The following is a 23,175-nucleotide window of genomic DNA, read 5'->3' as shown; positions in this document are numbered from 1 at the left end:
TCTTCAATCTTTAATCTTCGACAGCAATGCGCAATTTGCTAATCTTCATCACCAAGTACAACGCGTTTTTTCTGTTCATTATATTTGAGGTTAGTGCGCTGATTATTTACATCAAATACAATTCTTTCCAAAAAGCAACTTTCATTAACAGTACCAACCAGGTTACCGGTAATTTGTATGAACAGGTTGGTAAGCTAAAAAGTTATTTATCGCTGCAGAGCGTGAACGACAGCCTGGCACTAGAGAATGCCCGCCTACGCAATCAGCTTAAAACATCTTTTTATGTTGATTCAGCGGCTAAGCATAAGGTGGTTGATACCGTTTACAAACAACAGTATGAATATATCGATGCTGCTGTTATTAATAATTCTATTAATCGTCGCAACAATTATCTCACTATAAACAAAGGCAGCCTTGCAGGTGTAAGCAAAGGGATGGGCGTTATCTGTCCGCAGGGTGTGGTAGGCAAAGTTGTTTTTGTGGGCGATCATTTCTCGGTAGTCCAATCTCTGTTGCATAAAGAAACCATTATTAGTGCTGCCCTCGCAGGCACCAAAGACCTGGGATCATTTGTATGGGGTGATGACTTGAATCCGCGTACAGGGTTATTATATGATGTATCCAATAGTGCATCGCCAAAATTGGGCGAATTGGTAGTAACCTCCGACCTGTCATTATGGCCTACGGGCATACCTATAGGTAAAATATCAAACCTGCATTCAAAAAACGCCAAAGGCTCCTTCCTGAATATGGATGTAACTATTTCGGTGGACTTCAGCAAATTGCAATATGTTTACGTAGTAAACAACAAGCTCGCTGCTGAGCAATTGGGACTGGAGGCCCAGGAGAAAAAAGATGAGTAGAACTATTATTGTTAATATACTTCGCTTTATCGCCCTGGTTTTTATACAGGTGTTTTTATTAAAAAATGTAAGCCTGTATGATTTGTCTACACCTTACCTGTATATACTTTTCATTCTGCTGTTACCTTTCGAAACACCTAATATATTGTTATTTGCCCTGTCGTTTATATTGGGTTTAACCATTGATGCCTTTTACGATACCCCGGGATTACATACCACTGCTTGTGTACTGCTTGCTTTTGTGCGTATCTTATTTATCAGCATTACCGTACAAAAGGAAGGTTTTGATAATGAGCCTGAACCTACTTTAAGTATCATGGGTTTCAGATGGTTTTTTACCTATGCGCTTATCCTTACTTTGTTTCATCACTTCTTCTTGTTTATACTTGAAGTGTTTAGATTCTCAGAGATACAATATACGCTGGGCCGGGCCGTACTAAGCTCAGTATTTACTGTATTTTTGGTGCTGGTTTCGGGTCTGTTGTTTTATAAAAGTAAAGAGCGTAAATGAATCAATATTTTGAGCGGAGATACATTATTGGCGGCATATTTATTACCCTTATTTTAATACTTCTTGGCCGCCTCTTTTATATCCAGATCATTGACGACAGGTACGCGCTTTCTGCCAGTAAGAACGTCATTCGCCAATACATCCAATACCCTGCCCGAGGACCAATACTTGATCGTAACGGAAAAATCCTGGTCACGAATGAATTAGTATACGATGTCTTTGTTACTCCAAAAGAGATCAAATCTTTTGATACGCTGGAGTTTTGCAAACTACTGGGCATTGACCGGACGGAGTTTAATAAGCGTTTGGCTAAAGCCATAAAATATTCGCCTAACCTGCAGTCGCCTTTTGAGAAACAACTATCGCCACAGTTGTATGCTTCTTTCCAGGAGCGCCTGTCTGAATTTCCGGGCTTTAGGGTCGGCCCTCACCCTATCCGCAATTATCCGGATTCCGTAGCCGCGCAGTTTCTGGGATATATAGGCGAGGTTAACGATAACGTTATTGCTAAATCTGGCGGTTATTATCGTTTAGGCGACTATATTGGTATTTCTGGCGTAGAGAAAGCTTATGAAACAGTTTTGCGCGGCCAGCGCGGCGTAAAAAATATGATGGTCGACTCGAAAGGTGTGCAGAAAGGCTCTTACGCCAATGGTGAGTATGACACCCTTGCCGTCGCCGGCGAAAAGCTAACTTCATCCTTAGATATCAGATTACAGAAACTTGGTGAAAAACTGATGAAGAATAAAGTTGGCAGTATTGTGGCTATCGAACCATCATCCGGCGAGATATTAGCATTTGTGAGCAGCCCGGGCTACGATCCTAATCTGTTAGTAGTGGGGCATAATCGCAGCACCAATTATAACAGACTAAACGACAATCCGTATAAACCGTTTTTAGTACGGCCTATACAAGCAAATTACCCGCCAGGGTCATCATTTAAACCCCTGAGCGCACTAATTGCAATGCAGGAGGGGATGATCACACCACAAACTACTTACTATTGCCCCGGATATTATACAGCAGGCAATCGTAGAATAGCTTGTTTTCATGGCGAGCGGCATGGATTAGTTACCTTGAGCAGTGCTGTGGCCGAATCGTGCAACGGCTACTTTGATATGGTGTTTGAAAAACTGATTAATCGTAACGGCCCAAAACAAACTGATACTACCTTTACTTTGTGGCGAAATAATGTGGCTAAGTTTGGCTTGGGTGGAAGGCTTGGTCTCGATTTGCCAAGCGAAGGTACCGGGCTATTACCCAAGGCATCGCGTTATGACAAGATGTACCATCGCGGCGGCTGGCGTTCAAGTACGGTTATTTCATTAGGTATCGGTCAGGGTGAATTATCAGCTACCCCTTTACAATTGGCCAACATAGAAGCCACCATTGCCAATCATGGCTTCTATTACAAGCCGCACCTTATTAAATCCATCGGCAATAGAGAGATCATTAAAAAAGAATATACCATAAAAAATTATGTAGGTATTGACCCACAGTACTTCGAACCCGTTATTGATGGCATGCAAGCCGTGGTTGACCATGGTACGGCAGCAGGCTCAAAAATACCGGGTATAATTATGTGCGGAAAGACCGGAACAGCGCAAAACAGTCATGGTGAAGACCACTCGGTATTCGTAGCTTTTGCGCCACGCGAAAACCCTAAGATAGCTATAGCGGTAGTGGTAGAGAACGCAGGCCAGGGTTCCAGTTGGGCCGCGCCGATTGCCAGTTTCATCGTAGAAAAATATTTACGCGACTCTATCACGCGAAGGCCGTCAGGTATAGATCCGGAAAGATATATGAACGCTAATCTGTTGCCCGATATGTCGAGATACATTAGTCAACAAAAAAGACGCGCGCAATTGGATAGCATTAAAAAAGCAAGGGTCGATTCATTGAAAAAAGCCGCCGCTATTCAATCGGCAGCATACAAAAACAAAAAACCTGCGGTTTCAAATTATTTGTCAGCCATAAAACGTAAAGATGATGAGTAACCAACAACGCAGTTTCTTTTTCAATGTCGACTGGCTAACCGTTATTATGTATCTGGTGCTATGTAGCATTGGTGTACTCTGTATTCACTCTGCTGTCTACGATCCTAAGAACCCATCACTTGTAGATCTTGATACCAACTATGGCAAGCAATTTGTATTTGTACTCATAGGTGTGGTGATGGGGGTGTTCATTTTGCTATTGGAAAGCCGGTTTCTCTCTGCGTTGGCCCCGGCTATGTATGTAGTTACAACGTTGCTCCTAATTGTCGTGCTGGTCATTGGTCGTAACGTAGGTGGTAACCAGGCCTGGATATCCCTGCCGGGCGGTTTCAGACTACAACCTTCAGAATTTGCTAAATTTGCCACCTGCCTATTGCTGGCGCGATACTTAAGCGGCACTAATGTTAAAATAACCGAACTCAAATCATTTGCCGTTGCAGCAGCTATCATTCTTTTGCCAATGGTACTTATCCTGCTTCAGCCTGATGCAGGCTCGACCCTTGTATTTAGTTCATTGCTGTTTGTATTGTATCGGGAGGGCTTGTCCCCCTATTTCCTGATATTGGAAGGTTTGTTTATTGCACTGTTTGTTATTACTATAAAGGTTGGCAATCTGCCTGTTATCATAGGTAGTATCATTATTCTTACCGTAGCCATTGTGCTAATTTTCAGACGCAACCGCAAGTTGGTGTTAACCATGGCTGCCGGCGCCAGCATACTGATTGCCTTCGTGTTAAGTGTACAGTTTCTATATACCAAAGTTTTAAAACCACACCAAAAGGTACGTATAGACATTGTATTAGGGATAACCAAAGATCCGCGCGGAAAAGGATACAATGTCAATCAGTCAAAGATTGCAATTGGGTCAGGGAAGTTGTGGGGCAAAGGCTACATGCATGGTACACAAACCAAATACTCATTTGTACCCGAACAGAGCACCGACTTTATTTTCTGTACAGTGGGCGAAGAATTTGGGTTTGCGGGGTCGGTAGCGGTGCTGAGTTTGTACCTGTTGTTAGTGCTGCGCATTATTTATATAGCTGAGCGACAGCGATCGCCATTCTCACGTATCTATGCTTATGGCGTGGCTTCAATAATCTTCTTCCACGTAGTGATCAATATCGGCATGACGATTGGCATTGTGCCCTCAATAGGTATCCCTCTGCCATTGATTAGCTATGGAGGATCCTCTTTATTGAGCTTTACTGTCATGCTGTTTATCCTGATCAAACTGGATTCAAACAGGATGGGTATGATCTATGCGTAATACCCGCCTAGCCCTCGCCATGAAGAGAGCTATAGTAACCCGGTGGGGATAAATTAAATACCGCTATTCTAATACACTCCCCTTCGGGGCGCTGGCCGGGTTAAGCATACCTTCTTTTCAACAGCGAATAAAACTTCTCCGCCGTTTCGGGCTTGCTATCCCACTTGTTTTTTACGGTATAATTTTTTGTCAGGAAACGATTGGCCTCCTCAAAAGTATTGAAACGGTTCAGTATTTCGATTGCTTCGCTGTATGCCAAACTATAACCATTGAACAGGTCTTTGATAAAGATCAATTTATCATTTAAAGTAATGGCTGCTTTTAAGTTAGTTACCGGTTGCGCGGCTGGTTCTGTATAATGAGATGCGCCGCTTCGTTGTGTCGACATACGCTCGTTAATTGTTAAAACCTCGTCTTTTGCCTTAGCAATCTCTTCTTTCTTTTCAACTGCTTCCGGCTCGACCTTAATCTCAGGTTTCGGTTCTCCTTTTAAATCAGGCTTTGAAATTTTGACTTTAACAGGTTCTGGAGTAACTTCTTCCTCAACAGGTAAAGCGGCTGTTTCTTCGTCATTGTCATCAAAAATATCATCCGGATCAATTTCCAGTTCATGGCGAATCACTTCAGGCGGTTCCATCATAAATGAATAACTATCCTTAGGAACGTCTGACGATAGATCAATCTGCGCCGGCGCTTGCTCAGATTCTACCGCCTCAGAACGTTTTAGTTTTGGTTGTTGCACCAACGGCTCAAAGAATTTTTCTGAGTTAACAGCAGGTTTAGCACTTTCAACCAGTTTCTCCTCTTCACTGGTTTGGGCCGGTTCTGCAGATCTTTCAGGTTCCGTGAAATTTATCAGTTCTGGTTTGGGCGATTCCACAGGCATTGGCGGCTCAATATTTCTTACCGGCAAATCAAATTGCCGTTCGGGTGTCCCAATCAGGTCGGGCGCCGGCAGTAATTTGCTGTCTGCTTTTGTGCCCACCTTGTCTGCGCGGGTTTCTTCGGCTTTCTCAGCTTTAGTACGTTGATTGAGCTTATTTAAAATCTCAGCATGGTCTGTCAGAAAATGCGCGTTGGCGACGAACAGCTCCATTTCCAGGTCGTTAATGTTTTCAGGGTCAGCTTTAATATATTGATATTGCTCATTAAGCTCCTTCAGGATGCCGCCTATTTTATTAAATACTTCCAGTTGCTTCATTACAATACTTTACAAAATGCTTATCAAAATTAAGCATTAAATTCTGATATTAGGACTTTACAAAAAGTTTACCATGCAGCTCACCGAGGAGATTTTTAAGCGCAAGAGTGAAAACGGTGGCGGTATCGAGGTTATTTGCGGGTCGATGTTTTCTGGAAAAACAGAAGAGTTGATAAGAAGAATTAACCGCGCCCGTTATGCAAAGTTGAGTGTAATAGTTTTTAAACCAAGAATGGATGTGAGGTATGACGAAAACGATGTTATATCGCACAACTCGACAGCTGCCAAATCTACACCGGTAAATAAATCATCAGAAATATTATTGCTGGCAGGCCATGCCCAGGTTGTCGGAATTGATGAGGCGCAGTTTTTTGACAATAAATTACCCGATGTTTGCACCACCCTTGCTAATAAGGGCATACGTGTAATTATAGCCGGCTTAGATATGGATTTTAAAGGCCGTCCCTTTGGCCCGATGCCTACACTTATGGCTATTGCAGAATCAGTAACAAAAGTACATGCAGTATGCGTCCGTTGCGGTACGCCTGCATTATACTCATATCGCCTGGTGCCAAGTAAGGAAAAAGTACTTTTGGGCGAGAAGGATAGCTATGAACCCCGCTGCCGGGTTTGTTACAATAGTAAGACATTCTGATATCTTGAGCTACAACTTAGCACGATATATTTAAAGCAATTTTATAAGCTGTGGGCTACTTAGTATCACACTATCAGGTGTTATGAACCGTATCATGAGACAGTATAACATGCTGCTCTGATGAGCTGACGAAACAAGTAATTGAAATATTTCTAGCCTGTTTCTATCATAGATACCATGAAATTTATTACCTCGTAAAACAAAATGGCTATGATTGATTGTTATAGTATACACAACCTATTACAACAATGGCAAAAAAGATACTAGTAATTGAGGATGATAAAGATATTAGAGAATCTATTGTCTACGTTTTAGAAGAAGAGAACTATGAAGTCATATCCTCAGAGGACTCCAAAATTCTGAAATCAATTCATGATATCAAGCCTGATATAATATTACTGGACAACTGGCTTACCGAGTGGAAAAGCGACGCCAATGGCGAACAACTAAGCCGACAGCTAAAAAGCGATCCAACAACAAGCCATATACCCGTTGTTATCATCTCGGCAGTGAGTAATATCAAAGAGATAGCCGCCGCGGGCTTAGCGGACGCATACCTTAAAAAACCTTTCGATTTGTCAGATCTGACCAACATTGTCAAAAAGCACCTGAAGTAAATATCTATCTTGTCATCGCGACGCAAGGAGAGATCTATATGCCTGCAAATCATAACTGATTTAACATCTATATAGATATCTCACTGACGTTCGATATGACAAGCGTGTTTTTTGTATAGGCCTCTTAGCTATACTCAGCAGCAAAACCAGTATTTACTGCTCCATAACTACTACTGCCGATCTTGGCGGTACTTCAACGCTGCCATCCGTTGCCCTGGCATCTTGATTCTCCGGCGATGCCATGACCAGTTTACCTTGGTTAGGAATATTGACTTTGCAGTTAACCGCTTTGCGCACCGGGTTTACCAGCACAACAGCTCTTTTGCCTGTTGAAGTAGTGAATACCGAATACTTACAGTCGCCATTAGCAACTACTGAAGCGCCCAGGGTATCGTGGAAGTCGCCGTCCCATAAATAAGCTCTGTAGCGTTTACGCAGGGCGTCTATCTTTTTACCGTAATCAAGCGTCATTTTAAAATCAGTAATATGGCCCTTAAAGTTATAAGGCTCATAACTGATAATGTATCTGTCCATCAGGATCAGATTGAGCATCTCACGGTCATCAAAACCATTTACGGCAACAATCAGCGGCGAGTGCGAATCTAAATAACGGCAAACTGGTATCGAGCCACCATTGATACGGAAGTATGAGGTTGAATAATACTGCATCAGCCAATCCATGTGGCCTTCTCCCGCAAAAAGAAAATCAGGACTGATCTTATCAGCAGCAGCACGCAGTTGCGAGGCCAGCGGCATGTCGCCACTATAAATATAACCCGGCGCGGTATAACCATGATTGGTAGCAAAGCTGTACTTAACCGGTCCGTGATGGCAATTCTCATCAAACAACCAGCCTGCCCCCCCTAAGTCTAACAATTTTTGAAACTCCTTGGTAATACGATCGCGAAACTGCGGACTTACAAAATCCATCACCGCACGACGTCTGGTGTTAATACCTGCAAGTTGCGTAGGTGTGTAATAGCTGTAGCCACCATGTTCGTATGGAATGCCGTAAGGGTCGGTAGCCGCATACTTGTAAAGCTCGTTCTTGTACCAGTCCTTAGTTTTATCGGCCCAATTAAGCTTACCAAACATGATCATCTTTACGCCCATGGCCTGCACCTTTTTAATGGCGTCTTTTAAATCCTGCCTGGTGCCTAAATTCGGATCAGTATTTTGGCTTGGGTCCCCGCCATCCTGGCCATCCTCGTTCCAGCCTACCAGTTGTATGGCTCCAACGCCGTTTTCGGCACATTCTTTCCCGTACTGTACAATGTCTTTATATTTAACCCGATAATCCTGTTCGGGCGAGTTGATCTGTAATTGGAACCATGAATGCACATCCTGAACCCAGGCCGGCTCGTGCGGTGCCTTGAACCAGGTATTACGCCATTTTTTGTACAAGTCGACGCCATTATGCCAGTCGCCGCTATAACACTGTATTACTACAGGTGCCAGGTCATATTTTGTATGCGGATGCGCAAAAATGAAATGACAGGTCCGAAATTCAAGATTCACCGGGTGGCCATCAATCTCATCAACCTGCGGCACCGGTGCATTAACTGATTGTTCGACGCCGGGATTTTGTACAAAAGTAAACTCCAATAAATACTTTTGAAATGGATCCTGCATTTCGACATAGATACCCTGACCCGGGGTCTGTATTAAGATAAAAAGGCTGCGGTTGGTATCAAAAGTTTTAATTGGAGTAAAGGTACCCCAATAGCCTTTGTCGTTACCAAAATTCGGAAATAATTCAGCCGACTCCAGGTTACCATACCACATGGCTTTAACTTGCATTGGCGATGTTTTGGCCGGGCGTGAAAAATCGCCCAGATATGGATAATCGATTGTCTCGACAGTTAAGTCAGAATTATTTTCTAATGATCCGGAAAAAGTAAGCTTACCATGGTTTAAAACAACACCACCTGTAAATTTCATCGGCAATACGCCGCCGTGATCGCTAGTCAGTTTATCCCAATGGATGCGCACTTCATGATCTGATATCTTCTCAACACGAGCCGGTTGCCCGGTTCCCATCACGTAGTTACTGCGTTGCTTAGGCAGGGGCACCAGCATTCTGAAAGTGGTACCCAGCTCGGGACGGCGTTGAATAACCCAATGAGTGGATTTGCGTTCCATGCGCACCAGGGCACCCGTGCCTGAGTCGAATGCTACCAGTAATGAGTCGTCCTGAATAACGACTTCGTCATTTAAAACCGGCTTGGCCTGCGCCACAAATGCCGGACACAACAAGGCCATAGCTAGTGCTAATCGCGCTATAATTTTCATGAAAATAGGATATAAATTGGTTCTTTACCCTTGTGGGTCAAGGGGTAAAGTTAATAATTTACATTTATTATCCAATCGATTGCATTCTATTTATCAATGATCATTGTGGCCGTGTTTAATCATCTCTTTGATGGCACTGGCTACAAATAACTTTTCTGGCGGACTAAGCTGCTGTTCCTTTTCGCCGCCATTTATCCGGTAGGTAATGTGGCCCCGGTAATCACTCTCGGCAACCAGTTGCTGATTATCATGGCTGTATTTTACAGAACCATTGGGGCTGATATGTAAAATACCCGTGCCTTCTGTGTTAAAAACTACACGTCCCCAATATTCTATACATGTCATATTGTAATTGTCGCCAGTTTTAATTACTACATGTCTGTGCGAGCCTTGACAAGCTGCCATTGCAACTATCATGTATATGCCTATTAAATTGATTGTTAAGGTTTTCATGTTTCATTTTTTAAATCAAACCAAAGATAACACATTTATATAGTACTATGCAATACATAATACCAATTATTTTCAAATTCTTTATAGTATTTTTATTAGCCGCCGATTGTCAGTGCATTATCAGAATATGCCACTTCGATGTAAGGAAAACATCCCAAACACGACTATCTTCGTTAGTTATAATATTATGAAAAAGATAATCTGTCTATTAATAGTAATGCAGACGGGCGTTATATCGCTTTTTGCATCGCCGGCAAAAATTATTAACCCGCTATATGCAAAAGCAGTTGTTGACACGGCTACCTTTGCCATGGGCTGTTTTTGGTGTACTGAAGCAAAATTCCAGCAACTGCGCGGGGTTAAAAAAGTAATCTCGGGTTTTAGCGGCGGCCATATAGCTAACCCAAGCTATGACCAGGTTTGTACAGGCACTACCGGCCATGCCGAAACCTGCAACATCATCTATGACCCCAAACAAATTACTTATGATGAACTATTAGAGGCTTTCTTTGTAGCACACGATCCAACCCAGCTAAACAGGCAGGGTAATGATGTGGGCACACAATATCGCTCGGCTATTTTTTATCATAATTCCGATCAGAAAAACAAGGCTAATTATTATATAGCAAAGCTAAATATGGCCAAAGCTTATAAATCGCCTATTGTAACGCAAGTGGTTCCTTTTAAGATTTTTTATAAAGCAGAGAACTATCACCAGAACTATTACAACCTAAACGGCTCTCAACCTTATTGTAAATATGTGATACAGCCTGAGCTGGAAAAATTTAAGGCAGTGTTTAAAAACAAATTGAAACGATGAAAAAATTAATGCTCTTAGGCACTATGCTTTTAGGATGGGCTTGCGGTGCCAACGCACAACACCTTAAAACCAAAAGCGGTCATGAAAATAATCCTTATTACTCTAATACCGATACACGCCATTTAAATGTATCGAATGCTGAATGGAAAAAGATCCTGCCGGCAAATTTGTATGCCACTGCCCGCGAGCAAGCCACAGAGCGGGCTTTTACAGGCAAGTTTTGGAAAAGTACAGACAAAGGCACCTATTACTGCGCGGTGTGCGGAAACAAGCTATTCCGGTCTGATGCCAAATTTGCGAGTGACTGCGGCTGGCCAAGCTTTTTTGAGCCAGCAAGGAAAGATGCTGTTAAATATCGCGAAGATAAATCGTTTGGAATGGAGAGAACGGAAGTATTGTGCGCCAGATGCGGCTCGCACCTGGGTCATATATTTGACGACGGACCGGCACCAACTTACAAAAGATTTTGTATGAACTCCGTATCGCTTGATTTTTTACCTGACGGATTTAAACAATAGATTGTTCGGCTATATTTGATTGGTCAACTAAATATAACCTATGTCATTTATCTGGATAATATACAAGCCAAGACCGGCAAATCGCCCGCCGATTTCAGGGAGATGGCTGAAGAAAAAGGATTTACACAAAACGGCGAGTTAAAAGCAAAAGCCGGAGACGTTACCAAATGGTTAAAAGATGATTTTGACCTGGGACATGGCCATGCCATGTCAATATACGCTTTGCTAAAAGGCATAAAAAAAGAGGACGGTAAATAGCCCTCTTTTATTTTATAATTTCTGCGGAATTTAGTAGCTGCTAATATGCGCATCCATCCAGGCCACACGTTTGGTAATGAAATCTTTCATATAAGCTACTTCTTTATCATATGTTCCTAAAACCACAGCGTTAGGGTATACATAAGTATTCAGAGTCGGCCATCTCTTAAAGTTTTGCTCCTGTGAAAGTTTAAGATAAGCTGCAGTGTGGTCGATATCTTTAAATATTTGTTCAACTTCTTTTGTTCGTATAGATTTCCACATGGCTCGCCATTTAAAATTCCATGTGGGGTCTATCGCCAGGCGAATCATCCATTTGCCATATCGGGTGTACCAGTTTTCCGGATCTTTTGATACTGAATAATCGCAATTGCCCAGGCTTATATCAAAGTCCCAAATTGGGCCCATGCCCAACTTACCGGTTTTGTCCTTATAATAAAAGATGCTACTAAAATCCCACGAGTCCTGGTTTTTTACGGTTTCATTAACCGCATACCAGCGCATAAACGAGTCGGCATCAATATATTTTGCGTAGCCGCTAACCGGGTCGGTCCAGTTAGTCGCGTAAAGTGCGTCTTCTGTAGCCTGCATATAATTTTTAATATAAGCAACCTGATCGGTAGTAAGCTCATCCGGATCTTTTACTGCAAATGGTACATTTTGGGTTGTCTTCCAATTGATCGCAGCATCCAGTTTATAATCCTCTTCAACCAGGAATCCGCCGGTAGGTACTACGTCCGAGCCTGTCATTTTACTGATGTTAACCCGGTTTGGATTGATCTCAACTGCGCTTGTCAACAAGTAATTACCCCAGTACTGTCCGTTTAAAACCACCTCGACAAACCGGCTTTCGGGTGCAAAGTCAGATTTAAGGCGTCGACCAAGCTCAAAAGCAATCTTGTTACGCATTAATGTTTTGTCGTTATAATTGGCCAGCAGTATCCAATCCTTAGCCGCTCCCATGCCAAGCATCGAAGCTTTTTTATCGAGTTTTATCTTGTAAGGCTTTTTAGGGTAATTAGTCCAGGTTGAGTTACCATGACCTTTTATCTGTAGCGACAAATTGGTTATATCCTGCTTATAACTGTTATTGGCGTCAACCACCAGATTGCCGGTTATATACGCATCTTTTGAAGTTACATCCGCGCCTGTGCTGGTATTTAGATAAAATATCGGCAGGCCTGTAAACGAACGGATAACTACTTTATATAACTTGGTAGCGCCGCTTGTCGAAGCAGTTGCATAGCCAACAACCTTTGAAAAATCAGTTACCGTAGTACCACTGTTTTGCACAGTATCGCCTACTTTAACTATAGTACCCGCACTTTTTGTGGTGAACGTTAATGCCAGTTTTTTGCCGGCCGACATATCGGGAATAATCGCGGTTATTGAGTCGCCGGCTATTGTACAGTCAATGTCGTCGGTAATTTTGCCGCTATTATTTTTTGCTTCTATTTTGGCTGATGTTATGTCAGCGTCGGTAACGGTTGTATTGCTGTTGCCTGGAGTGTTACTATCACCAGGCATAGTGGTGCTTTTTTTACAACTAAACAGCGCGATTAAAACGCAGAAAATCAATAGATACTTTCTCAAGGGATATTTAAAAAATTGATTCTAAAATTAGCTATTAATAATCAACTAGCGTTTTATTTAGAATATAATTATAACAAAAAGCGTCGCCTGTTTTAACGGACGACGCTTCTGGGTCTTAATTATTTTATTAATTAACAACCTCAAACTGCGATTTTAAACGAATATCTTCAGACGAACTGCCTACCATCACGTCAATAGGCTCAGCCTCCACCCTGAAATCATGAATTTTTTCATCATAAAACGCAAGCCTGCTGCTTGGTATAGTCATCTTGACTGTCTTGGTTTGACCTGGCGTTAAAGTGACACGTTCAAATCCCCTTAACTCCTTCATAGGGCGCTTTAAACTCGGCTTAACGTCATGAATATACAATTGTACCACTTCATCTCCGGTTACTTTACCAGTGTTTTTCACATTGAAAGAAACGGTGATATCGCCACTGGTTTTTATTTGTTTGGCCGATAATTTCAAATTGCTGTATGCAAAAGCCGTATAACTTAAACCATGGCCAAAAGGAAACAGAGGTGCGCCATTAATGTACATATAGGTAAACCCTTTGGTTACATCATACTCATCCTGCGATGGGACCTGCGCCTCTGATGCATAAACTGTCAATGGCATTTTACCGCCCGGATTGATGTTGCCAAACAGCGCATCGGCAATAGCATTACCGCCCTGTTCGCCCGGCCACCAGGCTTCTAAAATTGCCGGCGCATTTTCTTTAATATATGGAATAGTCAGCGGACCTGCATTCATCAACACTACGATAGTGCGTGGGTTGGCCGCCAATACCGCTTTAACCAAATCTTCTTGATTACCCGGTAAGCCCAACGAGGTACGGTCTCTATCCTCGGCCTCTACATTTAATGTTGTGCCCACATATACAATAGCCACATCCGCTTTTTTAGCAGCATCTACGGCCTTTTGTAACTCGGCTTCTTTATCAAATGCCGGCGCATTGGCCCTGTGTGGAGGGGTTATCTGCGCACCCGCGGCATAAATGATCTCAGTACCTGATACCATACGGTTTCTAATACCTTGCATAGGGTTTATTGCATCAATAGGCTTACCACTGTAGCCGCCGGCAGTAAACATGTTAGCATGCGGACCAATAACTGCTATGGTTTTGATCTTATTTTTATCCAACGGTAATAGGTGATTTTTGTTAGTCAATAATACCATCGACTCCTGCGCTGCCTTTAATGCCAACGCAATGTGCCCGGAGCTGCCAATTATGCTCATTGGTATTTTACTGTAAGGTACTTTATCCTGTGGGTCGAATTCGCCCAGCAAAAAGCGGTCGCGCATAACCCGGGATAATGACTCGTCTAATTTTGCCATGCTTAGCAATCCTTTGTTAACTGCCACCGGGATATATTGCATAAACTCTTTATCAGAAAAATCACAACCTGCATTGATAGATTTGGCAACGGCTTCTTCATAACTCATCTGACCTTTTTCATGGCCATTAACCATGGTATTAACGCCGCCAAGATCAGACACTACAAAACCTTTAAAGCCCCATTTGTTTTTCAGGATGTCGGTTAACATCATATGATTAATATTGTTGGGTACGCCGTTAATAGCATTATATGAAGCCATGACAGATTGTGCACCTCCCTCAACAATACAATCTTTAAAGTGCGGCAGCCAGAACTCGTGCAGCATGCGCTCGCTCACCGTGGCCGAGCGTTTGGTGCGGTCAGTTTCCACGTTATTAACTGCGTAGTGTTTTAAAGTTGATACCAGTTTCAAATAATGAGGATCATTACCCTGCAAACCCTTAACATGGGCTACACCGATGCGGCCATCCAGATAAGGATCTTCGCCGAAGCACTCATTTATACGGCCCCAATATGGGTTACGACTGATATTAATTACCGGCGAGCGATAGATCAAGCCCTTCTTTTCGCCCTTAAAATCAGGATCGTTATGCCAGCCGTTGTAAATGGCACGTGCTTCGTCTGATATAGCAGACGCCTCGTTATAAACCAGTTTAGGGTCCCACGTTGCTGCCATAGCTATTGATACCGGGAACATTGTGGTTGGCTGCGTCCAAACTACGCCATGTAAGCTCTGATTCCATTTGTCTGACTTAATATCGAAACGCGGAATGTCAGGCCCCTTATGATTCAGATACTCGGCCTTTTCTTCCAGTGTCATCCGCGATATCAGATCTTTAACCCTGGCCTCAACAGGTTTGGTATAATCGAGATATAAAGGTTTATCATTAGTCTGGGCCATTGACCGATTACCAGCTATTATGCCCGTCAACAGCAATAAAAAAGTCAACTTACTGCCACGAAGGTTTGCTCTCATTATATTAGGATTTGGTTTAATTAGCGTCTAATTACATGGGTTATTGCTAAGTTTAGCCACTAACCAACATAACAAATATAACTATGTCCTGATGCACATGGCCTTATGCACAAAATTTTTACTTGCAACTTTTGACTCTAAAGAAATGTTAAATTATAGGCTCAACATTTTTAAACACTAAATAATAGCTTAATAATAGCTTAATTACAAAGCCCGATCAATAAGCGCTATATAATGTTCTAATTTTTGCAAGATGATGTCTACCTGAATATCATCATTAGGGTCAATAATCATCGACTCATATTTATCTTTTAGCTTGATGCCTTCAGTTACCGGCTGCAATCTTTTGTCCAGGCAAAAACCCATCTTTAACTTTTTCTTATCTAACCATAGGTATGCCAGCTTCTTGCCTTTGTAGGTAAAGAACGGGATTTGAAACTTACGTTCGTGCAGATATCCCGACGAGTGTTAAGTACAATATCGCGCAGCGCCAGCAGGCAGCTCTGGTACGGCTCAGGTTTTGACAGATAGTAACCTTCCAGCGTTTTGATCATATTTTGTAAAATAACAATTTTCTTATCTGCAGTCAATTTTCTTGCGGGGTTAAGTGATAAAAAATATCTTTAAGCCTTTTTATCAATAAATCGACAATGCCTTTTACAAATAACCCTGATAATCAAAATAAGCTGTTAGCTTTTTACTTCGCATTCCTATTTACTTTGCTGTTCAATAGTGCAGCCCAGGCACAAGCCAAATGGATACGGCCCGAAACATCATCAGACAAACCGATGTGGGGCATACATAATGGCATTGTATTCTGCTTATGGCCAAACGCTGTTGAAACCGGCCATAAAGGCTCTGGCGGCCCAAGAGGATTGATACAGGTTGGCTATGAGTACAACGGAAAAATTTACCTGATTAATTACATTGCCATTGAGCCTATTGTCGACGGGAAGATTGAATTCAGCGAAATATCACCTTCTGCTACCGACGGCAAATGGGGCAAACTTATGTGGGCCAGTGATACAAAAACCAATGATGCTTATAACCCGGTAAGTATCAGTCACGGCGTCATCTCGCATCCAGATTCAAAACATCCACAAACTGAGCAACTAACCCTGTTTGTGTTTATGGAACAGTATTTAGATAAAGCTGCACCCTATTTGAAGATCAGCATTCGCAGCGATCGGCCGGAGGAAATTTGTTTCGAGATCAACAACAAAGCTAACAGCGCCCACATGGACCGATGTGCCTTGACCGCTACTATGGGCAATTATTCGCGGTTAAGGTTATTGCATTTAAATAATAAAGTGATAGACTCGCGTAAACTATACAGCGATTATGCGGGTATTGACTTTATCGAAAAAGAGGCTTACCCCGTAACCCAAATGCTTAAACTAAAGGACGGCAGCCCTATAGCCCTGGCCACCCAAAACGAAAGCCTGGCCCAATTAAACACATGGCCAACAGACAGCGCCTACAGTGCCAAAAAAGGCTGGCGCTACCGCCCTGATTTTAAACTAACCCAATACTGGCGCAAGGATGGCGCAAGCTATGACCCCTCATTACAAATAAGGGTAAATGGCCGTGCTAACTATTGGGCCGGTGCCAGCCCGGACCCCAGACAATATGTCAACCTTCCGGGAGGGCCGGCGTTTGAAAACTTTGAGCTTCGCGAAAAATACTATCCGGGCCAAAAGTTTATTTATGGTTTGAGCCGTAAATCAGTTGATGAGATTTTGAAACAACAATAGAGGGACTGATTGATGACCACTACCCACCCCACTGCGGGTTTGTTAAAAACCAAAGAGCATTTCGAGGTGCTTGACGGCCTTCGCGGCATTGCTGCCATATCTGTAGTGATTTTCCATTTTATGGAGATTGCCGTACCTGATTATACTAAAAGCTTTATAGCACACGCTTACCTGGCGGTCGATTTCTTTTTTTGCCTGTCGGGATTTGTGATTGCTTACGCTTATGACGCCAAACTGGAAAAGATTGGTATCGGCTCATTCTTTAAATTGAGGCTGATACGTCTGCACCCGCTGGTTATCATCGGTGCGGTTTGGGGGCTGGTAGCTTTTGTACTCGACCCATACGCTAACTTATGGAAAACTTATGCCGATAAACTTTGGCTGCTGCTGCTAAGCGGATGCACCATGGTACCGTACGCCATTGTCCGCGAGCGTTATTTTAACCTGTTTCACCTGAACCCGCCGACCTGGTCATTGTTTTGGGAGTATATTGCCAACATCGTTTATGCTTTGGTACTGGTAAAATTACGTAACCGCAATAAACTGCTTTGGGTGTTGGTAATTGTTGGCGCGGCCTTGTTGTTTTATGAATCAAAGCAGGCAACTAACCTTAGCGTAGGCTGGAGCGGGGACACTTTTTGGGGTGGCGGCGCCAGGGTATTATTCTCTTTTTTAGCCGGCATTCTGATCTATCGCACAGGTGCCAAGATCAAATCTAAATTAGGCTTTCCCGGTTTGGCTATATTACTTTTCACAACTTTCCTAACGCCTTATTCCAATTCAACCAACTGGTTTGCCGAGCCGCTGATCGTGGTGTTTGTTTACCCGTTGATCCTGTCGTTAGGCGTGGGTGCAGGGCTGACATCGCGTTTTGAAAAGCTGTGTGTATGGTCGGGCGAGATTTCCTATCCACTCTACATGATCCATTATCCGTTTATATGGTTGTTTATGAGCTATGTTGCAAAATATAAACCATCGCTTGGTGAAATGACCTGGATCATTGTCATCGGTACAGCTTTATTGATATTACTGGCTTATGTAGTATTGAAATTTTTAGACGAGCCTATCCGCAGATTTTTAAGGAAAAAATGGATTACTGAACAAGCGAAATAAAGAAGCCTGACAAGTATTGATAAGCTTGCCATTCCGAGCTAGCGAAAGATCTTATTTTAGTAAACAGGACAGTTGAGGACAGTTACTAAAATAAGATCAGATACTTTTATAGGGATAATTGAGCTCCCGTTGCCAATTATCCAACCAATTTATAAACTGTTAGAGCAAATCTACGCTATGCCTGATATATTACCCATGAAGCAAAAGATCAATTTTATTGCGATTTTAATAGGTACTTTTTTAAGCTGTTTATCAGCATCGGCACAAGAAAAAAAACCAGTCGACAAACGCCATTATGATGTAGCTGCATTTTTATATCCCGCCTATGCCAGCGACGATCCGCGTCTGCGCCCGTTCTGGCCATCAGGTATTGGTGAGTGGGAAACGGTCATGAATATGCAGGACCGTTACCCTGGCCACTATTGGAACCGCAAACCGCTATGGGGTACCATTAATGAAGCTGATCCGGCTGTAATGTCTATGGAGATTGACCAGGCTGCAGGGCATGGAGTTAACGTGTTTATCTTTGATTGGTACTGGTATGATGGACGCCCGTTTATGGAAACTACGCTGGATAATGGTTTTCTGAAAGCTGCTAACAATAATAAGATGAAATTTTATTTGATGTGGGCTAATCATGACGTTGTAAACACCTGGGATACCCGCTTAAATAAATATCACGAAGACAATGTGATCTGGACCGGCAAAGTCGACCGTGACGAATTTGAAAAAATCTGCAAACGCAACATCGGTAAATATTTTAAGCTGCCACAGTATTACAAGATTAACGGTAAACCGGTATTTATGATCTATGACCTGCCTAATCTGATCAACGGTTTAGGTGGTTTACAGCAAACCATAGCCGCACTGAAATGGTTTCGCGATGAGACAAAGAAAGCAGGGTTCCCCGGCCTCGACCTGCAATTTACTATGTGGAGCAGCAATTTTAACTTTAGTGGCTTTGATGCCAATAAAGGTGAGAAACCCAAAAATGCAGTATTGCAGCAATTGGGCTTTACCAGCGCAACGCACTACCAGTTTGCGCACTTTATAAATGTTAATGATGATTACCTAAACATCCTTGAAACGGTTAAAAAAGAGTGGGCAAAAATTGACAAAGAATTTGACATCCCTTACTATCCGCACATCAGCATTGGGTGGGACAACAGTCCGCGGACAGGTAAAAGCGCCGTGGTAAAAAACAACACACCGCAAAATTTCGAAAAAGCGCTGCGCATGGCCAGGGATTATGCCGATGCGCATCCTAAACAAACACCGCTTATTACCATAAACAGCTGGAACGAGTGGACCGAAACAAGCTATCTGCAGCCCGACAACGTCAACGGCTACGGTTATCTTGAAGCAGTAAAAAAGGTGTTTTTACAACAGCATTGATTACATTCCCGGTATTTTGATGCCGGCGTCTTTAATGTCCTGTAAAATTTTTTCCTGAACAAGCAACTTGGTATCCTGAAACCCGTGTGCGTTTACCCATACGCTAATGCTTAACACGTAGCCGTCAGGCAGCAGTTCGCCCACACCAATACGTTTTTGGGGCGATATAAGGCATTCTTCAGAATTGTCCAGCGTCTTGGCAATGATCTCTTTAGCCTGTTTAATATCCACGTTGTTAGGAATTTTATAGTTGATGTCCAACCTGCGGTTACCTTCGCGGCTTGTATTAATTATTACCTGGTTTGAAAGCTGACTATTAGGAACAATGAGGGTGCGGTTATCAAATGTCGTAACAATGGTATAAAATATCTGAATAGCGGTGACCGTGCCCTCCATGCCTTGCGTATTAATATTGTCGCCTACAATAAAAGGCTTAAGTAGTAAGATGACAATGCCGCTGGCAAAATTTTGCAAATTACCTGCCAAAGCTAAACCGGCGGCCACGCTTAAACCACCGATCAACACATTGAACAGCGTCATTTGAATACCAATAATCTGCATTACTGATAGTATGAGCATTATGCGTAATGCAACGCCAATAAGACTAATCAAAAATGGCTTGATGGTTGGATCTACCTGTTTGTGGTGCATTTTGCGTTGCGACCAGTTCAGCATTGTTTTGATGAGCCAAAAGCCAACAAAAAGCACAATCATTCCTATAAGAAATCGCGGCCCGTATAACAGAAGGAAATCGTAAGCCTTGCTATATAATTTATCAAGTTTGAGCTGCTCTGTCATTATATTTTATCTTCAGACTATTAACACGGGCACTGCCGCTTTGTTTATCTGGCCTTTAACTCGTTAACAAACCGTATATCACTCGCGAATTAATACCTGTTAATTTGGTGTTAAACACCATTTCTATGATTTACAAAAACTAAGCCTGCAAAGGGTTGTTACTCTTAAAACAAAAAGATATGCTGTTACCATTAGCTTTTGTATTTATTATAGGTTTTGTAATTGTAGCGCTGTGGTTTATTATCCGCAAACAGAGAGGCAAAAAAGAGAAGAATGAGAATATAAAATAGGATTGCAATTAAGCATCTAAGGGCAACGTAAACCAAAAAGTACTGCCTTTTCGTAAGTTGCTATGTACGCCAATTCTTCCGCCATGCTTTTCGATGATCTCGGCACATATATACAAACCCAACCCCAGTCCTGAAAATTTGACGCTGCCATAATCTGCGCGAAAATAACGTTCAAAAACATGGGGAAGCTTATCTGGTGGTATACCCGGTCCAAAGTCTGTTACAGAAATTTTTGCATGGTCGTCCAAGCGCTCAATCTTAATGACAATTTTTTTTGACAACGGAGCATATTTAACCGCATTGTTTATAAGATTGACAATCACCTGGTCAATCAATTGTTCATCAGCGCAAACCGAGAGTTCAGCATCTCCTTTTAATGTTATAGTATGAGTGTCGGCAGACCGGATATGCTGACAGCAGTCATCAATCATATTTTTTAAATTAAAAGTTGTTTTATGAATCGGAAAACTCCCCTGGCTGATGCGATTGCTGTTGAGTAAGCTATTAACCAAGTCTGTAAGTTTGTTCAAGCTCTTGTTGGCCTGCCCTACTAATTTTGTCAGCATTTCGGGCGAGATATCTGGCAACATTCGATCCAGTAATTGTAAGGCCCCTTTAAGCGAGGCAAGTGGAGTTTTTAGTTCATGGCTGGCTACGCTGATGAAATCGTCTTTTTGTTGTAGTATTTTGCGACGGTTGGTAACGTCTGTAAAAGTTACAATACCACCGGTGATCTGGCCCCGATCATTAATTATCGGTGCGGCGTTAATTGATATATATATCTTTTCAGCACTCGGAGTCACAATGCCAATCTCCTGATCGTAAACTGAATGGCCGGTTTTCAAAGCTACATAGATGGGATGCTCATCCATAGGCATCGGTGTACCATCAACACGTTCATTTTGCCATTTCATATCATTGTATTTATGGTCAAAAAACGTCTGCTGCGACATGCCCATAATCCGTTGCGCCATAGGGTTAGCATAAATTGGTGCGCAATCTACGTCGACAATAATTACGCCCTCGGCCATGGTATCCAATATACCTTGCAATCGCTGTTCATTACCACGAAGATTTTGTTCAAGCGCCGTCCGTTCGGTAATTATAGACTCCAGATTTTTTCGGGCCATAACCTGGGCTGTTACCTCAACGGCAACATCCATTACGCCAATGACATGGTTCTCGTCACGCAAAGGTTGATAACTGAAATTAAAATATCGTATTTCGAGTTCACCATTACGTATCAAACGCACAGGCACCTCGCTTCCGTCTAATGGTTTACCTGTGTTAAAAACATCAAACAGCAAGTTAGCCGCATGCTCGCCTTTCAATTCAGGAAGACCTTCCAGTAAAGGTTTGCCGATGACGCTCTCGTCTTTATTCAGGATTTCGAGCATAGGCGCATTTGCCATTTCGATTACCATTGCGGGTCCTCTAAAAACCAGAATAGCTACTGGGGCTTGGGCCATCAAACGCTTAAAATCCTCCTCAGATTCCTGCAAACGGGAAATTAAACGGTTAATGCTTTCATTGGAGATCAGCAAATCGTGGTTCACTGCCAGCAGGTTATTGTTAGCCGTTAGAAAGCCCTCGTTTGTGACAGACAATTCCTCGACCAATTGTTCCTCACGCTGTTGTTTTTCTGCGACTTGCTTCAATGCCAATACCCGGCTGGTTACGTCAGTAGCAGTGTGCAATATAGCCGCTGTATGTCCGGTATCGTTAAGCAACGCCCGGAATTCAAAATCAAAATAAGATGTTTTTACCTCGCCGTTTATTATTAATGTGGCCGGCGTGTCGGTAGCCTGGTAGGTTTCGCCTGTCGCCCAAACATTTTTTAATAAATCAGCAAAAGGTTGGCCTTTAAGTTCAGGCAGCGCTTCCTCCAGCGTCTTTCCGATGATACTTCTGTCTTTACCCCAAATGTGCAACATAGCATCATTAACAAATCTAATATGCAATTCGGCGTCATCGTAAATCGCCGTTGCATCTTTGGATCTGGTAAGGATATGAATGATTTCGGTATCAGACAGCATAGCAACTTTATAACGTTTAAGGTTATCAAATTGTTAGGGTATAAAAGATTTTATGTCCTTTAAGTTACCTATAATTCCTGTTTTGATTTATGGAAATAATTAATTAGGTATATGACCTTTACAGTCTTGCTAAGAAAGCTCCAACAGCCAATCCTGCCAGCATAGCTGCGGCCAGATATTTGCGATGAACTCCTGGCTTGCCGGGCAGACCAAAGCCACCGTTAGTAGCCATGCCATAGTTGACAGTATTATAACATTTCCATCTGTTAACCCAATTAGATGGACCATCCTTTAAATAGCAGAAAAGCCTTTAGACTTAAAGTCTAAAGGCTTTTTTGGATTTTGTGGTATCAGCTGGAATCGAACCAGCGACACAAGGATTTTCAGTCCTTTGCTCTACCAACTGAGCTATGATACCATCGCCCGT

Annotated in this window: 21 protein-coding genes and 1 tRNA gene; 12 read left to right on the top strand and 10 right to left on the bottom strand. The window is 42.5% G+C overall.

Annotation, left to right across the window (positions count from 1 at the left end):
• Positions 1–26: 26 nt before the first annotated feature.
• From mreC to rodA, 4 genes are read left to right on the top strand one after another with little or no spacing between them, the layout of a single operon-like run.
• Positions 27–863 (top strand): rod shape-determining protein MreC, encoded by an 837-nt coding sequence (mreC, locus tag ABD772_RS10020; RefSeq protein WP_345103463.1) that lies wholly within the window; start codon positions 27–29, stop codon positions 861–863.
• Positions 856–1,374, top strand: a complete 519-nt coding sequence (locus ABD772_RS10015; protein WP_345103461.1) for a rod shape-determining protein MreD — start codon at positions 856–858, stop codon at positions 1,372–1,374. The genes mreC and ABD772_RS10015 overlap by 8 nt, the downstream gene beginning before the upstream one ends.
• Positions 1,371–3,371, top strand: coding sequence for a penicillin-binding protein 2 (mrdA, locus tag ABD772_RS10010; protein WP_345103459.1), 2,001 nt, complete (start codon positions 1,371–1,373; stop codon positions 3,369–3,371). Before ABD772_RS10015 ends, mrdA begins: the two co-directional genes overlap by 4 nt.
• A complete protein-coding gene (gene rodA / locus ABD772_RS10005) occupies positions 3,361–4,638 on the top strand; it encodes a rod shape-determining protein RodA (RefSeq protein ID WP_345103457.1) in 1,278 nt (425 codons plus the stop codon). The genes mrdA and rodA overlap by 11 nt, the downstream gene beginning before the upstream one ends.
• A gap of 100 nt (positions 4,639–4,738) precedes the next feature.
• On the opposite strand, the gene ABD772_RS10000 is transcribed toward rodA, so the two are convergent.
• Positions 4,739–5,839: a hypothetical protein gene (locus tag ABD772_RS10000; RefSeq protein ID WP_345103455.1), complete on the bottom strand. Its 1,101-nt coding sequence runs from the start codon at positions 5,837–5,839 to the stop codon at positions 4,739–4,741.
• 73 nt (positions 5,840–5,912) lie between these two features.
• Between ABD772_RS10000 and ABD772_RS09995 the strand changes: the two genes are divergently transcribed.
• Complete coding sequence (locus ABD772_RS09995) at positions 5,913–6,494, top strand: thymidine kinase (RefSeq protein WP_345103453.1); 582 nt, start codon at positions 5,913–5,915, stop codon at positions 6,492–6,494.
• 248 nt (positions 6,495–6,742) lie between these two features.
• On the top strand, positions 6,743–7,111 hold the full coding sequence (locus ABD772_RS09990; RefSeq protein WP_345103451.1) for a response regulator: 369 nt from the start codon (positions 6,743–6,745) through the stop codon (positions 7,109–7,111).
• Between the two features lie 153 nt (positions 7,112–7,264).
• Here the strand turns inward: ABD772_RS09990 and ABD772_RS09985 are convergent, their stop codons facing one another.
• Both ABD772_RS09985 and ABD772_RS09980 read right to left on the bottom strand, forming a co-directional pair.
• On the bottom strand, positions 7,265–9,403 hold the full coding sequence (locus tag ABD772_RS09985; protein WP_345103449.1) for a DUF6259 domain-containing protein: 2,139 nt from the start codon (positions 9,401–9,403) through the stop codon (positions 7,265–7,267).
• A 93-nt stretch (positions 9,404–9,496) separates the two neighbouring features.
• Complete coding sequence (locus ABD772_RS09980; protein ID WP_345103447.1) at positions 9,497–9,856, bottom strand: hypothetical protein; 360 nt, start codon at positions 9,854–9,856, stop codon at positions 9,497–9,499.
• A 187-nt stretch (positions 9,857–10,043) separates the two neighbouring features.
• On the opposite strand from ABD772_RS09980, the gene msrA reads away from it, so the two are divergent.
• From msrA to ABD772_RS09965, 3 genes are read left to right on the top strand one after another with little or no spacing between them, the layout of a single operon-like run.
• Positions 10,044–10,676, top strand: a complete 633-nt coding sequence (gene msrA / locus ABD772_RS09975) for a peptide-methionine (S)-S-oxide reductase MsrA (RefSeq protein WP_345103445.1) — start codon at positions 10,044–10,046, stop codon at positions 10,674–10,676.
• Positions 10,673–11,194, top strand: coding sequence for a peptide-methionine (R)-S-oxide reductase MsrB (gene msrB / locus ABD772_RS09970; protein WP_345103443.1), 522 nt, complete (start codon positions 10,673–10,675; stop codon positions 11,192–11,194). The genes msrA and msrB overlap by 4 nt, the downstream gene beginning before the upstream one ends.
• A 15-nt stretch (positions 11,195–11,209) precedes the next feature.
• Positions 11,210–11,452, top strand: a complete 243-nt coding sequence (locus ABD772_RS09965) for a DUF4287 domain-containing protein (RefSeq protein WP_345103441.1) — start codon at positions 11,210–11,212, stop codon at positions 11,450–11,452.
• A 30-nt stretch (positions 11,453–11,482) separates the two neighbouring features.
• On the opposite strand, the gene ABD772_RS09960 is transcribed toward ABD772_RS09965, so the two are convergent.
• The 4 genes from ABD772_RS09960 to ABD772_RS09945 all read right to left on the bottom strand — a co-directional run bounded on the left by ABD772_RS09960 (position 11,483) and on the right by ABD772_RS09945 (position 15,952).
• Positions 11,483–12,979 (bottom strand): CotH kinase family protein, encoded by a 1,497-nt coding sequence (locus ABD772_RS09960; protein ID WP_345103439.1) that lies wholly within the window; start codon positions 12,977–12,979, stop codon positions 11,483–11,485.
• A gap of 193 nt (positions 12,980–13,172) precedes the next feature.
• Positions 13,173–15,362, bottom strand: a complete 2,190-nt coding sequence (locus ABD772_RS09955) for a glycoside hydrolase family 3 C-terminal domain-containing protein (RefSeq protein WP_345103436.1) — start codon at positions 15,360–15,362, stop codon at positions 13,173–13,175.
• Between the two features lie 204 nt (positions 15,363–15,566).
• Positions 15,567–15,728, bottom strand: coding sequence for a hypothetical protein (locus tag ABD772_RS09950; protein ID WP_345103434.1), 162 nt, complete (start codon positions 15,726–15,728; stop codon positions 15,567–15,569).
• 17 nt (positions 15,729–15,745) lie between these two features.
• Positions 15,746–15,952, bottom strand: a complete 207-nt coding sequence (locus ABD772_RS09945) for a hypothetical protein (protein ID WP_345103432.1) — start codon at positions 15,950–15,952, stop codon at positions 15,746–15,748.
• Between the two features lie 60 nt (positions 15,953–16,012).
• On the opposite strand from ABD772_RS09945, the gene ABD772_RS09940 reads away from it, so the two are divergent.
• The 3 genes from ABD772_RS09940 (at position 16,013) to ABD772_RS09930 (ending at position 19,624) form a co-directional block, all read left to right on the top strand.
• Positions 16,013–17,116, top strand: a complete 1,104-nt coding sequence (locus tag ABD772_RS09940; protein ID WP_345103430.1) for a hypothetical protein — start codon at positions 16,013–16,015, stop codon at positions 17,114–17,116.
• Between the two features lie 12 nt (positions 17,117–17,128).
• Positions 17,129–18,229, top strand: coding sequence for an acyltransferase family protein (locus ABD772_RS09935; RefSeq protein ID WP_345103428.1), 1,101 nt, complete (start codon positions 17,129–17,131; stop codon positions 18,227–18,229).
• 177 nt (positions 18,230–18,406) lie between these two features.
• Complete coding sequence (locus ABD772_RS09930; RefSeq protein WP_345103426.1) at positions 18,407–19,624, top strand: glycosyltransferase WbsX family protein; 1,218 nt, start codon at positions 18,407–18,409, stop codon at positions 19,622–19,624.
• Here the strand turns inward: ABD772_RS09930 and ABD772_RS09925 are convergent, their stop codons facing one another.
• The 3 genes from ABD772_RS09925 to ABD772_RS09915 all read right to left on the bottom strand — a co-directional run bounded on the left by ABD772_RS09925 (position 19,625) and on the right by ABD772_RS09915 (position 23,166).
• Positions 19,625–20,422 carry a mechanosensitive ion channel family protein gene (locus tag ABD772_RS09925; protein ID WP_345103424.1) on the bottom strand — a complete coding sequence of 266 codons (798 nt, stop codon included), beginning with the start codon at positions 20,420–20,422 and terminating at the stop codon, positions 19,625–19,627.
• A 298-nt stretch (positions 20,423–20,720) separates the two neighbouring features.
• A complete protein-coding gene (locus ABD772_RS09920; protein WP_345103422.1) occupies positions 20,721–22,748 on the bottom strand; it encodes a sensor histidine kinase in 2,028 nt (675 codons plus the stop codon).
• Between the two features lie 345 nt (positions 22,749–23,093).
• Positions 23,094–23,166: transfer RNA gene (locus tag ABD772_RS09915), tRNA-Phe, on the bottom strand.
• Between the last annotated feature and the right edge of the window lie 9 nt (positions 23,167–23,175).

Source organism: Mucilaginibacter panaciglaebae (assembly GCF_039539265.1).
GTDB lineage: Bacteria > Bacteroidota > Bacteroidia > Sphingobacteriales > Sphingobacteriaceae > Mucilaginibacter > Mucilaginibacter panaciglaebae.
Note: the sequence above shows the minus strand (reverse complement) of the source record. Positions and strands in the feature narration are given on the sequence as shown.

Excerpts from the sequence above, each read along its gene's own strand:
- mreC (WP_345103463.1), top strand. The coding sequence starts at position 27 with ATGCGCAATTTGCTAATCTTCATCACCAAGTACAACGCGTTTTTTCTG.
- ABD772_RS10015 (WP_345103461.1), top strand. The coding sequence starts at position 856 with ATGAGTAGAACTATTATTGTTAATATACTTCGCTTTATCGCCCTGGTT.
- mrdA (WP_345103459.1), top strand. The coding sequence starts at position 1,371 with ATGAATCAATATTTTGAGCGGAGATACATTATTGGCGGCATATTTATT.
- rodA (WP_345103457.1), top strand. The coding sequence starts at position 3,361 with ATGATGAGTAACCAACAACGCAGTTTCTTTTTCAATGTCGACTGGCTA.
- ABD772_RS10000 (WP_345103455.1), bottom strand. The coding sequence starts at position 5,839 with ATGAAGCAACTGGAAGTATTTAATAAAATAGGCGGCATCCTGAAGGAG.
- ABD772_RS09995 (WP_345103453.1), top strand. The coding sequence starts at position 5,913 with ATGCAGCTCACCGAGGAGATTTTTAAGCGCAAGAGTGAAAACGGTGGC.
- ABD772_RS09990 (WP_345103451.1), top strand. The coding sequence starts at position 6,743 with ATGGCAAAAAAGATACTAGTAATTGAGGATGATAAAGATATTAGAGAA.
- ABD772_RS09985 (WP_345103449.1), bottom strand. The coding sequence starts at position 9,403 with ATGAAAATTATAGCGCGATTAGCACTAGCTATGGCCTTGTTGTGTCCG.
- ABD772_RS09980 (WP_345103447.1), bottom strand. The coding sequence starts at position 9,856 with ATGAAAACCTTAACAATCAATTTAATAGGCATATACATGATAGTTGCA.
- msrA (WP_345103445.1), top strand. The coding sequence starts at position 10,044 with ATGAAAAAGATAATCTGTCTATTAATAGTAATGCAGACGGGCGTTATA.
- msrB (WP_345103443.1), top strand. The coding sequence starts at position 10,673 with ATGAAAAAATTAATGCTCTTAGGCACTATGCTTTTAGGATGGGCTTGC.
- ABD772_RS09960 (WP_345103439.1), bottom strand. The coding sequence starts at position 12,979 with ATGCCTGGTGATAGTAACACTCCAGGCAACAGCAATACAACCGTTACC.
- ABD772_RS09955 (WP_345103436.1), bottom strand. The coding sequence starts at position 15,362 with ATGAGAGCAAACCTTCGTGGCAGTAAGTTGACTTTTTTATTGCTGTTG.
- ABD772_RS09950 (WP_345103434.1), bottom strand. The coding sequence starts at position 15,728 with ATGGGTTTTTGCCTGGACAAAAGATTGCAGCCGGTAACTGAAGGCATC.
- ABD772_RS09940 (WP_345103430.1), top strand. The coding sequence starts at position 16,013 with ATGCCTTTTACAAATAACCCTGATAATCAAAATAAGCTGTTAGCTTTT.
- ABD772_RS09935 (WP_345103428.1), top strand. The coding sequence starts at position 17,129 with ATGACCACTACCCACCCCACTGCGGGTTTGTTAAAAACCAAAGAGCAT.
- ABD772_RS09930 (WP_345103426.1), top strand. The coding sequence starts at position 18,407 with ATGCCTGATATATTACCCATGAAGCAAAAGATCAATTTTATTGCGATT.
- ABD772_RS09925 (WP_345103424.1), bottom strand. The coding sequence starts at position 20,422 with ATGACAGAGCAGCTCAAACTTGATAAATTATATAGCAAGGCTTACGAT.
- ABD772_RS09920 (WP_345103422.1), bottom strand. The coding sequence starts at position 22,748 with ATGCTGTCTGATACCGAAATCATTCATATCCTTACCAGATCCAAAGAT.